Origin of the sequence: Pseudoclavibacter sp. 8L (genome assembly GCF_902506465.1) — a bacterium.
In the GTDB taxonomy this organism is placed as follows: Bacteria; Actinomycetota; Actinomycetes; order Actinomycetales; family Microbacteriaceae; genus Pseudoclavibacter.
In genome coordinates this window covers 1-13,371 of the sequence record NZ_LR733198.1, presented here as the reverse complement: position 1 = coordinate 13,371, position 13,371 = coordinate 1, and the positions used below count along the sequence as shown (strand labels likewise).

Genomic DNA, 13,371 nt, shown 5'->3' with positions numbered 1-13,371 from the left:
CCCACAACTCCCTGCGGGAGGGGTGGGTGCGCGGGTGCGTGGGTATCCGTATCCGTTCCGCGTCCGCAGAGTTGTGGCGTGGTGCGTTTGGGGGCGCGGTTGGCGGCACTTGGCCACAACTCTCCGAGTGCTCGCGCTGTGTGGAACCGGCGCCGCTCCCGCAGAGCTGTGGCGTGGTGCGTTTGGGGGCGCGGTTCGCGGCACTTAGCCACAACTCTCCGAGTGTCCTGGCTTCCTGCGTGAGTGGATAGGTTCCGCTCGCCGCTCGCCGCTCGCCGCTGGAACTCGGGCTCCGGCGTCGACGGACCCGGCGCGGCTCCCGCAGAGTTGTGGTGTGGTGCGTTTGGGGGCGGGACGGGCAGCACTTGCCCACAACTCCCTGCGGGAGGGGCGGGTGCGTAGCAGCGTTGGGTGCGTCCGCGTCCGCAGAGTTGTGGCGCGGTGCGCTTGGGGGGCGGGTTGGGCAGCACTTGCCCACAACTCTCTGTGGGAGGCGCGTCTTTGTGGCGGCACCGCACCACGCCCGCGTCCGCACCGCGTCCGCAGAGTTGTGGCGCGGTGCGCTTGGATCCGGGGTGGGTGGCACTTGGCCACAACTCTGGGCGCGGCCTCGGGCCGCCGGGCCGCCGCGCCGGGCCGCCGCGCCGCGCCTGAGCCCGCGCCGGGGCCGAGGGGCTGGTCGTGCTAGTCGCGGATGCGGCGCCGCTCCCACGCGAGGGCGATGTGCTCGCGCATCTCTCGGGCGGCCGCCTCGCTGTCGCCCGCTTCGATGGCGGCGTAGACGCGCTGGTGCTCTTCGAGGGTGAGGCGCACGGCGTCGGCACCTGGCGCGCCGTAGTAGCGGCTGCTCTCGCCGGCGCGCTTCGACAGGCTGCGGGCGATGCCCGAGGCGAGGCGGTCGCCGGCGGTGTCCATGACGGAGAAGTGGAAGGCGACGTCTGCGGCGGCGAACGCCTCGCGCTCGTCGGCTGTGGCGTGCATGGTCTCGAGGTGGTCGTGGATGACGCGCAGCTCGTCGTCGCTGCGGCTCGTGGCGGCTGCTGCGGCGATGCTCGACTCGAGCTGTCCGCGCACGACGGCGAGCTCGTCGAGGATGCCGAGCGTCTCGTCGTTCTCGATCATGGTGCCGAGCACGACCTTGTCGAGGATGTTCCACTCGGACTGCGGGGCGATCTGCGTGCCGCGTCCTTGCACGACGGAGACCATCCCCTTCTCCTCGAGGCGCTTCATGGACTCGCGGATGACGGTGCGGCTGACGCCGAAGTTCTCGCAGAGCTCGGTCTCGGTGGGGAGGAGGTCGCCTGGTGCGACCTCTCCGGTGACGATGGCGGAGACGAGGTCGTGCACGACCTGCACGCCGAGCCTCGCGGCGGGCGTGCGGTGAGTGCCGAGCCGGGGCGTCGTGGTGCTGGACATGCGGTGATTGTAGTCACGAAGTGGCCCGGGAATCCGCGCACACGAGCAAAAGCCAGAAAAACGTATGACGAATAAATCATGTGATGTATGCTGAATCTCCCATCTGAAGATCAAGGACGATATGAAGATCACCGGCTTCCGCTTGCTCACCACCCGGCACGACTGGGGGCGGTCGATCGGCGACGTCAACGGCCACATCCGCGCCGCAGTCACCGACGTCCCCATCGTGATCCTCGAGACCGACGAGGGGGTCGAGGGGGTCGGCATCGGCTCGCACGCCGACATCGCGAGGCTGTTCCCGGCGCTCGAGGGGGAAGACCCCCGAGGCGTCTCGGCGCTCTTCGACCGGATGCTCGCCCAGGTCTTCAAGTCGGGTCACGCGGGTGCCACCTACGGCGGGGTCGCGACGCTCGATGCCGCTCTCTGGGATCTCAAGGCGAAGCTCGCCGGCGAGCCCCTCTGGCGCCTGCTCGGCGGACGCGACAGGTTCGTGCCCGGGTACGCATCCGGTCTGGACATCGCACTCGACGACGGCGAGCTCGTCTCCTTCTACGAGGACTTCGCTGAGCGCGGCTACGTCGCCGGGAAGCTCAAGGGCGGCGTCGACCCGGTCGCCGATCTGCGCAGACTGCGGCTCCTGCGCGGCGTGCTCGGTCGCAACACCCCGAGCCCCGGTCTCATGCTGGATGCCAACGAGTCGTGGCAGGTGAAGCAGGCGGTGCGGTACGTGTCCGCGATCGAGGGCGAGATCGACCTCCTGTGGGTCGAGGAGCCGCTGCGGCGCTGGGATGCGCTCGGCCACGCGCGCCTGTCGGCGGCGGTGCGCGCGGCGGTCGCGACGGGGGAGAATCTGACGGGCGTCGACCAGTTCCGTCCACTCTTCGATGCCGGGGCGCCTGACATCGTGCAGGCTGGAGCGATCTGGGGTGTCACGCACGTGCTCCGCCTCGCCTATGCGGCGGATGCCAGGAACCTTCCGGTGAGCCCGGTGGGCTACAACACGAACCCGGCCGTCGCCGCGGCCATGACCGCGGTGCCGAATCACCTGACGACCGAGGTGCAGGCCCTGCATTGGGCGCACGGCATGAGTGTCGATCAGGAGTTCGCCGACGGTGGCATCGTGCTCGGGGATCAGATTGGCTCCGGCATCAGCATCGACGAGTCGGCGATCGTGGATGCGGGGCGCGGGTGGGCGGACCCGGCCGGCCCGCACATGCGCCCGTCTCGTGCTGGGCTGCGGGTCGTGCTCGATGGTGTCGAGCGCTGAGGTGACGTCTGGTGTGAGGTGGACTCTGCCGACTGGCACGCGAGAGTTGTGGGCAGGTGTCGCTCGCGGTCAGGGTCAGCGCGTCGCGCCACAACTCTGCGGGGTTGGGTGGTCGCGGGATGCCGTCGCGACCGCGGACGAGGAACCTGCTGCGAGGACTTGCGGCGGGGGCGTCGCATCGGTACATTGGGTGCAATGGCAGCGCTACCAGTAGCGCTCACATAGACTGGATTCCCCATCCAGTTCGCACACGCTCACGCAACGGCGCGAAGGAGTCGCAGTGTCCACGAGTTCCCTTGAAACGCAGGCCGGAGAGGCCGAGGTCGGCAGTGCCGCCCTCTTCCCGGACGGCCCCGTGCGGGCCCGCTCCGCCAAGATCGGCGCCATCGGCGCTGGCGCCATCATGGCAGACCAGCATCTCGCCGCCTACAGCGAAGCCGGCTTCCCGGTCGTCGCGATCGCCTCCCGGACCAAGGCCAACGCCGAGCGTGTCGCCGAGCGGTGGGGCATCCCGACCGTGCACGACACCCCAGAGCAGCTCATCGAGGACGCCGAGGTCGAGATCGTCGACATCGCGTACCCGCCCGACCTGCAGCCGGCGCTCATCCGCAAGGCCCTCGCGCAGCCGCACGTCAAGGCGGTGCTCGCGCAGAAGCCCCTCGCCCTCACGCTCGATGAGGCCATCGCCCTCCGCGACGAGGCCGAAGCCGCCGGCAAGATCCTCTCCGTCAACCAGAACATGCGCTACGACCAGTCGATCCGCGTGCTCAAGCAGCTCCTCGAGCGAGGCGAGCTCGGCGAGCCCGTCTTCGTCGAGATCGACATGAAGGCCGTGCCCCACTGGCAGGGCTTCCTCGAGGGCTACGACCGCCTCACGCTCGCCAACATGAGCGTGCACCACCTCGACGTCCTCCGCTTCCTCTTCGGCGACCCCGACGAGATCATGACCGTCACGCGGTCCGACCCCCGCACCCAGTTCCCGCACACCGATGGCATCGTCGTCTCCACCCTGCGCTTCCCCGGCGGGCTCCTCGCCCTCTCCACGGAAGACGTCTGGGGCGGCCCGCGTGAAGAAGGCTTCGACGACGACTTCTCCATCACCTGGCGAGTGGAAGGGACGCGCGGCGTCGCGAAGGGCACGATCGGCTGGCCGAGCGGCACGCCCTCGACCATCACGTACGCCTCGGCCGCCCGCACGGACGGGGGACCGTCGACCGACGGCAAGTGGGTGACGCCCACCTGGGACACGCACTGGTTCCCGCACGCGTTCATCGGCGTCATGGAGCAGCTCCAGCACGCCGTCGCGACCGGCAGTGAGCCCGCCCTCACTGTCGCAGACAACGTCAAGACCGTCGCCCTCATCGAGGCCGGCTACCGCTCCATCGCCGAACGCCGCCCCGTGCGCCTCGACGAGTTCCCCCTCTGACCTCGACCCCCCCCGCATCCATTCACCACCCCTCAATGGGCCAACGGCCCCAAGCGAAGGAGCAAAGAAGCTCATGATCCAAGTCGGCATCTTCAGCGGATACTTCCCCTACGACCTCAAGACCACCGCCCAGAAGGCGCGCGAGCTCGGCTTCAACACCGTCCAGCTCGACCTGCACTTCAAGGACCTCGACCTCACGGCGGGCCAGATCACGAAAGAGAAGGCGAAGCTCGTCGCCGACACCTTCCGCGACAACAACCTCCCCATCTCGGCGATCTCGGGATACACGAACATCGTGCACCCGGACCCGGACCACCGCCGCGCGAACGTCGACTACCTGAAGGAGATCATCCGCAACGCGCGCTCCTTCGGAACGCCGTACGTCATCAGCGAGTCGGGCACCTTCAACCCCGACAGCGAGTGGGACAGCGACCCGCACAACAAGACCGAGGACGCCTACGAGCAGGTGCGCGACGTGCTCGCCGAGCTCGCCCAGGAGGCGTACGACCACGGCTCGATCTTCCTGCTCGAGACGTACGTCAACAACGTCATCGGCTCGGTCCGCGAGACGGTCCGCGTCTTCAACGACATCCGCTCGCCCGGCATCGAACTGCTCATGGACCCGACCAACTACTTCGACGCGTCGAACATCGACGACCAGGCTGGCGTGCTCAACGAGGTCTTCGACACGCTCGCCGACAAGGTGCGCGTCGCCCACGCCAAGGACGTCAAGCGGGCGGGTGACGACAAGAGCGAGAAGCACGCCGACATCGGCGACGACGACGCGCTCGCGTCGCACACCTTCCGCGGCGTCGGCGAGATCGAGCTGCCGGCCGCCGGCCTCGGCTCGCTCGACTACGAGCTGTACCTGCAGCGCCTCGCCGAGCGCAGCCCGAACGCGCCGCTCATCATCGAGCACCTCGACGAGTCGGACATCCCGCGCGCGAAGAAGTTCATCGACGACATCCTGCGCAAGTACTCGATCTAGCCAGCGCTCGCGCCCATCGGGGCGCGGCGCGCAGCGGCCAGCTTCCGTGATGACTCGAGCCGGATCGCCCGAAGAGGGTGGTGTCCGGCCGAGTTGTCACGGAGATTGGACGGGGCGAGCAGCAGTGCATGCAGGTTCAGCAGACAACAACGGGCTTCGGCCGGAGGAACCATGACGGAAACAGGTGAGAAGCCGGTCGCGATCGTGACCGGCGCTGGCGGATCGCTCGGACGGGCCACCGCCCTGCGACTCGGGCGCGACGGCTACGCCGTAGCGGTGCTCGGGCGAGGCGGCGCGACGCTGGCGGAGACGGCAGACGAGCTTCGGGCTGCGGGCATCCCCACCTACGTGCTTGAGGTCGACCTGCGCGACGCTGCTGCAATCAAGGCGGCCGTGCGCGAGGCTGAGGCCGAGTTCGGGCCCGTGCACGCGCTCATCAACAACGCAGCGATCTACCCGCCGACGCCGTTCTTCGACATCACGGTCGAGGAGTTCGACGACGTCGTCGCGGTCAACCAGCGCGGCTACTTCGTGGCGGCGCAGGCGGCTGCCGAACTCATGCGCGAGCGTGGCACCGGCGCGATCGTCAACATCGGCTCCATCACCTGGAGCGGCGGATGGGACAAGCTCGCGAGCTACGTCACGACGAAGGGCGCCGCCGTCGCTATGACGCGGGCGCTCGCCCGTGAGCTCGGCGAATTCGGGATCCGCGTGAACCTCCTCTCTCCAGGGGCCTTCCCGACGAAGGCCGAGGAGATCCACGAGAACCCGGAGCAGTACACGCAGTTCGTGCTCGACCACCAGTCGTTGAAACGACGTGGCGACCCTGACGAGGTCGCGAGTGTCATCTCCTTCCTGGTGGGCAAGGACTCGAGCTTCGTGACCGGGCAGACGATCAACGTCGATGGCGGATGGGTGATGATGTGAGCGAGCAGCAGACTTCAGGGGCGGCGGGCACCGGCAGCGCGGACGGGGTCGACGTCTTCGGCGCCGAGCTGTCGATCGCCGATCTCCGCAGGCGCACGGGCGACCTCTCCGCCGTCGCGGGCATCCGCCAGGTGGTGCTCGACAACGGCGTGGAGCGCGGCGTGCGGGCGATCGACCTGCGCACCTCCGCCGGTCTCGAGCTCGAGGTGCTCGTCGACCGGGCGTTCGATCTCGGCTCGATGCGCTTCCGCGGTGCCCCCATCGGGTGGCGCAGCGGCAACGGGTTCCGCCATCCCGGCCTGCACGAGCACAACGACGAGGGTGGGCTCTCGTGGCTGCGAGCGCTCGATGGGCTGCTCGTCTCCGGCGGCCTCGACCACACGCTGTTCGGTGGCGAGGTGGACGCGACTCGCTACAACTACCCGCCGAAGCAGACCGTCACGCACGGGCTGCACGGGCGGCTGACCGCGATTCCGGCGCGGCTGCTCGAGGCACGTGAGCTCGAGCGCGACGGTCGAGTGGTGCTGCGGGTCGTCGGCGAGGTGATCCAGGCGACGGCGTTCGGTGAGCATCTGCGCCTGACGCGCACGATCGAGCTCGACTTCGACGGTCGCGAGGTGCGCTTCGACGATGTCGTCGACAACCTCGGGTTCGATCCGACGCCCCACATGTTCCTTTACCACATCAACGTCGGCTGGCCCTTCCTGGATGAGGGTGCGAGGTTCGTCGCGCCCATCACGAAGCACCTCTGGCAGTCGGACTCGGTGGCGGAGCAGGGCACGAGCTACCGCGTCATGCCAGCCCCGATCGACGGGTTCGTCGAGCAGGTCACCGAGCACGAGCTTGTGGTCGGCGACGACGGCAGGCACCGCGTCGCGCTCATCACGGCCGGTGGTGAGCGGGGCGTCGAGCTGAGCTGGGAGGCCGCGGGCATGCCCCACTTCTTCGAGTGGCAGAACCTGCGCAGCGGCCAGTACGGCATCGGGCTCGAGCCGAGCACGCACCACGTGTCCGGGGATGCGGCTTCGCGCCAGGATGGCACGGCCCTGTTCCTCGAGCACGGGGAGTCGCGCAGCTACTCGACGACGATCCGCGTGCTCGACGGCGTCGTGGAGACGAGCGCGGCCGAGGCCGCTATTCGCGCTATCGGCGATCAGCCGGAATGAACCTCCATGCCCGGGGCTGACGACGATGTTGGCTCCGGGCGTCCTACACTTGACATGTTAGCGCTGCCAGCGGCGCATCCACCGAAACGAGGAACACCATGAGCGGCGCAGACGGCACCAGCGACACCCACCAAGCAGACTCCGGGGCAGGCGGTGGGATCCTCTCCGGCATCCGTGTGCTCGACTGCTCGATCGCCATGGCCGGCCCCTTCGCCGCGCAGCGCCTCGGCGATCTCGGCGCCGACGTCATCAAGGTCGAACCACCAGCAGGCGAATGGCAGCGCCACGCACCAGCCGGAGGCGCGGCGGGCAACGAGATCAACGTCTCCTTCCTCTCCCTCAACCGCAACAAGCGCTCCATAGCGCTCGACCTCAAGTCCGACGACGGCCGGGAGGTGCTGCGCGAACTCGTCGCCACGAGCGACGTGTTCCTCCAGAACTACCGGCCGGGCGTCGCCGCCCGCCTCGGCGTCGACTACGAGACGCTGCGTGCCATCAACCCCAGCATCGTCTACGTATCCGTCTCCGGATACGGCGAGGACGGGCCCTACAAGATGCGCCCGGGCCAGGACCTCCTGCTCCAGGCCATGAGCGGCGCCATGCTCTCCACGGGCCGCGACGGCGAACCCCCGCAGGCCGCCGGCCAGTACCTCGTGGACGCCATCACCGCGTCCACCGCCTTCGAAGGCGTGCTCGCGGCGCTCTTCCACCGGGAGCGCACTGGCGAAGGCCAGCTCGTGACCGTCAACATGCTCGATGCCATCACGACCCTGCAGATGCAGGAGCTGTCCGTGTTCACCGCAGGCGGCGTGCCCCAGCAGCGTAGCGCCGAACCGCACGCGCACGTCTACATCCGCTCGCCCTACGGCTCCTTCGCGACGTCGGATGGCTTCATCGTGCTCGCCATGCCCGACCTCGAAGAGCTCGGCCGCACGATCGGGGAGGACAGCTTCATCGGCCTCCACACGCTCGACGACTCGTGGCGCCTGCGCGACGAGGTCTTCGCGAAGACCGCCGCCCGCCTCGCGACCAACACGAGCGCGCACTGGCTCGACGCTTTCTCGAAGACCTCGATCTGGGCCGGCCCCGTGTACGGATACGCCGACCTCGTCGCCGATCCGCAGATCGCGCACAACGGCACCTTCGTCGAATACGAGCACCCGACCGAAGGGCTCGTCAAGACGCCGGGGTTCCCCTACAAGTTCTCCAAGACGCCCGCCCGTATCGACCGTGGCGCGCCCCTCACCGGCGAGCACACACGCGAGATCCTCGGCGAGCTCGGCCACGCCGCGGCGCACATCGCAGAGCTCGCCGAGCGCGGCGCCATCGCCGTGCGCGACACCCTCACGAACGTGCAGGAGCACCTCGACGGGGCCGCGCTTGCCGACGGCGCCGTCCTGCCGGGCGGATCGGACGCGGCGCTGCCAGGAGAGGGAGCACCGGAGAGCGTCGCAGCGGAGAGTGTCGCCGCGGGCGCCCCTGGACCGGCGCCGGCCCACGCGGAAGCCGCCGGCGAACGATCATGAGCGAGAGCTCGACGTCCTCCCCGGACGCAAGCACGGGCGGGGCCCGCTACCGGGGCCTCACCTGGGACCACCCCCGCGGTCGGAACGCGCTCGAAGCGGCGGCGGCGCTCACCGCCGCAGCCCCTGGAAGCCGACAGGCGCTGATCGAGTGGGACGCGCATCCGCTCGAAGGCTTCGAATCGGCCCCCATCGCCGAGTTGGCCGACCGCTACGACCTCATCGTGCTCGACCACCCCCACCTCGGCGAAGCGCTCGCGAGCGGCTCGTTCGTCCCGCTCGAGGAGATCTTCGACGCCGCCCTGCTCGACAGCGTGGCCGCAGATGCCATCGGCCCGAGCTTCACCTCCTACTCGCTCATGGGCTCGCAATGGGCGCTGCCGCTCGACGCCGCGACGCAGGTCGCGGCCGCAAGAGTCGACCTCATCGCGGGCGAGGTTCCGACCACCTGGGACGATGTCCTCGCCCTCTCGGAGCGCACCAGCGTGGCCCTCTCGCTGGCAGGCCCCCACGCTTTCCTCACCTTCGCGTCCGTGCTCGCGGGGGCTGGCGCGCCACTCGCCGACGCACCCGAAGCCGGCTCCCTCTTCTCGTCCCGCCGCCTCGCCCGCGACGCCTTCGAGCTGCTCGCGACCATCGCCCGCCGCTCACCCGCGGCGGCGCACAGCGAGAACCCCATCGCACTCCTCGAGCGCATGAGCAGCACAGACTCTCTCGCCTACGTGCCGCTCGTCTACGGCTACGTCACCTATTCCTCACCCACCCTCCAGTTCCGGGATGCACCCAGGTGGGGCACCTCCGCCCACCTCGGCTCCACGATCGGCGGGACCGGCATCGCCATCTCGAGACGCTGCCGCGTCACCCCGGAGCTCACCGCCCACCTCGCCTGGCTGCTCGACCCAGAGACGCAGCGGACCTTCATCCCGGAGCACGCCGGCCAGCCCGGCCTCCGCTCCGCCTGGCACGACACCGCCGTCAACGAGGCCTCGCACGACTTCTACACCAGCACCGCGACGACCATCGAAGAGTCCTGGGTGCGGCCGCGCTACGACGGGTACATCGCCTTCCAGACCGCGGCGTCCGCGCTGCTCCGCGACGCGCTGCTCGGCGACGCCTCCTCATCGACCGACGCGGCTGCCTCGACAGCCCTTGCCGAGCAGTGCCTCGACGCGCTGGACGCGGCCTTCGCTGCATCCACGCGCATCGATGCCCCAGCCACGCGCATCCACCCAGCCACCCCAACCACCTCAGGAGTCACCCCATGACCGGCAGCGTTCCCCAGCTGGAGACCGACGAGATCCTCGTCGACCTCGACGGCTTCACCGCGACCGTCACCATCAACCGCCCCGCGAAGCTCAACTCGGTGACGCAGGAGATGTCCGACGCCCTCGTCAGCGTCGCGACCTGGGCTAACGAGAGCGACGACGTGCGGGTCGTGATCCTCACCGGGGCCGGCGAGCGCTCGTTCTGCGCGGGCAGCGACATCCGCTCCCTCGACAAGTACGCGACCCCGTGGGACTTCCGCAACCGCGAGGACTACTGCGACGCGCTCCGAGCGCTGCGCAAGCCCATCATCGCCGCCATCAACGGCTACGCCTTCGGTGGCGGACTCGAGACGGCCATGATCTGCGACATCCGCCTCGCCGCCGACACCGCGTCGCTCGCCGCCCCAGAGATCAAGCTCGGCTGGATCGGCGGCGGCGGCATGGCCTCCTTCCTCGCCCACTCGGCCGGCGCCAGCAACGCCGCCCTCATGCTCCTCACCGGCGACCCCATCTCCGCGCAGCAGGCACACGCCTGGGGCATCGTTTCCGAGGTGCTGCCAGGGGAGCAGCTCCTCGGACGTGCCCGCGAGCTCGCCGCGACCATCGCATCCCGCCCACCCATCGCCGCCGAGACGGCGAAGGCGAACCTCCGCGCCTCGTTCAACATGGGCCAGGACGCGGCCGTCGCCTACGAACGTGACCTCCAGACCATCACCTTCGCGACCGCCGACGCCGACGAGGGCCGCGCCGCCTTCGCCGAGAAGCGCCAGGGCACCTTCCGCCGCCGCTAGCTGCGGCCTGCGACGCGCCGCGCTGCCGCACGTCCCGTCCCGCCTCGTCCCACCTCCGGGTCCTCGCTCGCCCCCCCACTTTCGTCTCCGGACGGCTTCCCCGCTTCGAGGTGGTTTGCATCTCATTCCGAAGCGCGAAAGCCACCCTGAAACGGGTGGGTGCACCCCCTGCGAACACCTCTCCACATCACTTTCGTCTCCGGATGGCTTCCCCGCTTCGGGGTGGTTTGCATCTCATCCCGAAGCGCGAAAGCCATCCCGAGCCAAGTGGGTGCAGACCAGAGCCTCACGGCCCACACCTCACGACCCAATCTCCACGACAAGAACCTCAGGAGCTCACATGACATCGCAGCAGACGGCCGCAGGCCAGCAGGCGGCAGCAGGATGGTCGGGCAGCGCAGCCCAGGCGCTCCCGGCCGACGGCACGACCGGCACCCTCGTCGGTCGAGTCTGGGACCCGGCCGTCGGCGGCCCGTCTCCAGTTCTCGTGACCGAGGCGGGCGTGCTCGACCTGAGCCGGACGTTCGCGACGGTGAGCGACATCACCGAGGCACCCGAACCCGCCGCGGCAGTGCGGGCCGCGGCAGCGGATGCGCCCAGCCTGGGCTCTCTCGAGGAGCTCTTCGCGAACACGGAGCCCGACACCCGCGACGAGTCGAAGCCGTGGCTCCTCGCCCCCGTCGACCTCCACGTGCTGAAGGCTGCAGGCGTGACGTTCGCGGTCTCCATGATCGAGCGGGTCATCGAGGAGCGGGTGCGCGGCGATATCGAGGCGGCGGCGCGGATGCGCGAGCAGATCCTCGCCGAGATCGGCACGGACCTCGCGAGCCTCAAGCCGGGCTCTGAGGAGGCGACGGCCCTCAAGGCCTACCTCGTGGGAGAGGGCCTGTGGAGCCAGTACCTCGAGGTGGGCATCGGACCCGACGCGGAGATCTTCACGAAGGGCCCGACCCTGTCTGCGATGGGCACGGCCGTCCAGGTGGGCGTGCACTCCTCCTCGGAATGGAACAACCCGGAGCCGGAGGTGGCGCTCCTCATCGCCTCCACTGGCCTGATCGTGGGTGCGACGCTCGCGAACGACGTGAACCTGCGCGACATCGAGGGCCGCTCCGCGCTGCTGCTGCCGAAGGCGAAGGACAACAACGCGTCGTGCGGGCTCGGCCCGTTCATCCGTCTGTTCGAAGGCGCATTCGATCTCGACTCGGTGCGGGGGATGACCGTGGATCTCGACATCGTGGGCCTCGACGGCTTCACGCTGCACGGGTCGTCGGACCTCGCCCAGATCTCGCGCGACCCCGCCGACCTCGCCGCCCAGCTGCTCGGCCCCCACCACCAGTACCCGGACGGGGCCGTGCTGATGCTCGGCACCATGTTCGCGCCCATCGTCGACCGCGACCAGCCCGACCACGGCTTCACGCACCACGCCGGGGACGTCGTGCGCATCTCCTCACCTGCCCTCGGTAGTCTGGTGGGCCAGGTACAGAGCAGTGAGGGGTGTGCGCCGTGGACATTCGGGATCGCAGCGCTCATGCGCAACCTGGCGGCCAGAAGGCTGCTGTGACCAGGCGGTCGACGCAGAAGGTGACGCTCACCGACGTCGCCGCGTCTGCGGGCGTCTCACCGCAGACGGTGTCGCGGGTGCTGCGGACGCCGGAGCTGGTGTCCGCGGACACGCTCGAGCGGGTGCAGTCGGCGATCGGTGCGCTCGGCTACGTGCCGAACCTGGCCGCGTCGAACCTCGCGTCGAACCGGTCGATGACGGTCGCGGCTATCGTCCCGTCGATCTCCGCGTCGGTGTTCGCGGATGCGCTGCACGGCTTGGAGGCGATGCTCTCACCCTTCGGCTATCAGCTGTTCATCGGCACGACGGGGTACAGCCCCGAGCATGAGGAGGAGCTGGTTCGCGCGTTCCTGGGGCGTCGGCCGGATGGCATGTTCATCGTCGGCGCCCAGCACACGGATGCGGCATCGACGTTGCTGCGAGCGTCCGGGATCCCCGTCGTCGAGGCGTGGGATTCGAGCGAGAACCCCGTCGACAATCTGATCGGCTTCTCCAACGAGGACGCTATCCGCGCGCTCGTCGAGTACGTGCAGGGCAAGGGGTACGAGCATCCGACGTTCGCGGGTTCCTTCCAGTCCGGCGACTTCCGCGCCGCGGCGAGGCGCGAGAGCTTCGAGGCCTCGGTCGCCGAGCTGTACCCGGGCGAGCCGGTGCGGGTCGTCGACTCCGGGGTCGCGTCTGTCGATCTCGAGACGGGCCGCGATCTGCTCGACGCGGCGCTCCGCGTGCATCCGGAGACCGATGCGCTCATGTTCGCGAGCGATGTCTTCGCGGCTGGTGCCGTGCTGGAGTGTGCTCGCCGTGGGGTGTCCGTGCCCGGTGAGCTCGCGGTGACGGGGTTCGGTGACTTCGAGCTGTCGTCGCACCTCACGCCCACGCTCACGACGGTGGCTGTGCCGAACCGCGAGATCGGCACGAAGGCGGGCGAGCTGCTGTTGGCGCGCATGAGCCGTGGCGGCGCGGATGCTCCCCAGGGGGAGACCGTCGACCTCGGCTTCGAGATCGTGGCCCGCGAGAGCGCGTAGCGCCGCAGCCCTCCCC

The 13,371-nt window shown here is 69.4% G+C and carries 11 protein-coding genes; 10 read left to right on the top strand and 1 reads right to left on the bottom strand.

Features of this window, described 5'->3' with window-relative positions; all coding sequences use genetic code 11:
* Nucleotides 1-684: 684 nt before the first annotated feature.
* Entirely contained in the window at nt 685-1,416 is a 732-nt protein-coding gene (locus tag GV007_RS17295) for a FadR/GntR family transcriptional regulator (protein WP_160074832.1), read from the bottom strand.
* 121 nt (nt 1,417-1,537) lie between these two features.
* On the opposite strand from GV007_RS17295, the gene GV007_RS17290 reads away from it, so the two are divergent.
* The 10 genes from GV007_RS17290 to GV007_RS17245 all read left to right on the top strand — a co-directional run bounded on the left by GV007_RS17290 (nt 1,538) and on the right by GV007_RS17245 (nt 13,355).
* Nucleotides 1,538-2,683 carry a mandelate racemase/muconate lactonizing enzyme family protein gene (locus tag GV007_RS17290; RefSeq protein WP_160074830.1) on the top strand — a complete coding sequence of 382 codons (1,146 nt, stop codon included), beginning with the start codon at nt 1,538-1,540 and terminating at the stop codon, nt 2,681-2,683.
* A gap of 280 nt (nt 2,684-2,963) precedes the next feature.
* On the top strand, nt 2,964-4,109 hold the full coding sequence (locus tag GV007_RS17285; RefSeq protein ID WP_201297768.1) for a Gfo/Idh/MocA family protein: 1,146 nt from the start codon (nt 2,964-2,966) through the stop codon (nt 4,107-4,109).
* Nucleotides 4,110-4,182: 73 nt separating this feature from the next.
* On the top strand, nt 4,183-5,097 hold the full coding sequence (locus tag GV007_RS17280; RefSeq protein ID WP_104298177.1) for a sugar phosphate isomerase/epimerase family protein: 915 nt from the start codon (nt 4,183-4,185) through the stop codon (nt 5,095-5,097).
* Nucleotides 5,098-5,268: 171 nt separating this feature from the next.
* Entirely contained in the window at nt 5,269-6,024 is a 756-nt protein-coding gene (locus GV007_RS17275; protein ID WP_160074828.1) for an SDR family NAD(P)-dependent oxidoreductase, read from the top strand.
* The gene (locus tag GV007_RS17270; protein ID WP_201297767.1) at nt 6,021-7,190 is read left to right on the top strand and encodes an aldose 1-epimerase family protein; all 1,170 of its coding nucleotides are present in this window, start codon (nt 6,021-6,023) and stop codon (nt 7,188-7,190) included. Before GV007_RS17275 ends, GV007_RS17270 begins: the two co-directional genes overlap by 4 nt.
* Nucleotides 7,191-7,288: 98 nt before the next feature.
* Complete coding sequence (locus GV007_RS17265; protein ID WP_160074824.1) at nt 7,289-8,716, top strand: CaiB/BaiF CoA transferase family protein; 1,428 nt, start codon at nt 7,289-7,291, stop codon at nt 8,714-8,716.
* Entirely contained in the window at nt 8,713-9,978 is a 1,266-nt protein-coding gene (locus GV007_RS17260) for an extracellular solute-binding protein (RefSeq protein ID WP_160074822.1), read from the top strand. The genes GV007_RS17265 and GV007_RS17260 overlap by 4 nt, the downstream gene beginning before the upstream one ends.
* A complete protein-coding gene (locus tag GV007_RS17255) occupies nt 9,975-10,769 on the top strand; it encodes an enoyl-CoA hydratase/isomerase family protein (RefSeq protein WP_160074820.1) in 795 nt (264 codons plus the stop codon). Before GV007_RS17260 ends, GV007_RS17255 begins: the two co-directional genes overlap by 4 nt.
* 340 nt (nt 10,770-11,109) lie before the next feature.
* A complete protein-coding gene (locus GV007_RS17250; RefSeq protein ID WP_160074818.1) occupies nt 11,110-12,330 on the top strand; it encodes a fumarylacetoacetate hydrolase family protein in 1,221 nt (406 codons plus the stop codon).
* Nucleotides 12,327-13,355 (top strand): LacI family DNA-binding transcriptional regulator, encoded by a 1,029-nt coding sequence (locus tag GV007_RS17245; protein ID WP_201297766.1) that lies wholly within the window; start codon nt 12,327-12,329, stop codon nt 13,353-13,355. Before GV007_RS17250 ends, GV007_RS17245 begins: the two co-directional genes overlap by 4 nt.
* The last annotated feature ends 16 nt before the right edge of the window (nt 13,356-13,371 follow it).

What these genes read in the sequence shown, in the direction of transcription:
- GV007_RS17295 (WP_160074832.1), bottom strand. Translation starts at nt 1,416, where the DNA reads ATGTCCAGCACCACGACGCCCCGGCTCGGCACTCACCGCACGCCCGCC.
- GV007_RS17290 (WP_160074830.1), top strand. Translation starts at nt 1,538, where the DNA reads ATGAAGATCACCGGCTTCCGCTTGCTCACCACCCGGCACGACTGGGGG.
- GV007_RS17280 (WP_104298177.1), top strand. Translation starts at nt 4,183, where the DNA reads ATGATCCAAGTCGGCATCTTCAGCGGATACTTCCCCTACGACCTCAAG.
- GV007_RS17275 (WP_160074828.1), top strand. Translation starts at nt 5,269, where the DNA reads ATGACGGAAACAGGTGAGAAGCCGGTCGCGATCGTGACCGGCGCTGGC.
- GV007_RS17265 (WP_160074824.1), top strand. Translation starts at nt 7,289, where the DNA reads ATGAGCGGCGCAGACGGCACCAGCGACACCCACCAAGCAGACTCCGGG.
- GV007_RS17260 (WP_160074822.1), top strand. Translation starts at nt 8,713, where the DNA reads ATGAGCGAGAGCTCGACGTCCTCCCCGGACGCAAGCACGGGCGGGGCC.
- GV007_RS17255 (WP_160074820.1), top strand. Translation starts at nt 9,975, where the DNA reads ATGACCGGCAGCGTTCCCCAGCTGGAGACCGACGAGATCCTCGTCGAC.
- GV007_RS17250 (WP_160074818.1), top strand. Translation starts at nt 11,110, where the DNA reads ATGACATCGCAGCAGACGGCCGCAGGCCAGCAGGCGGCAGCAGGATGG.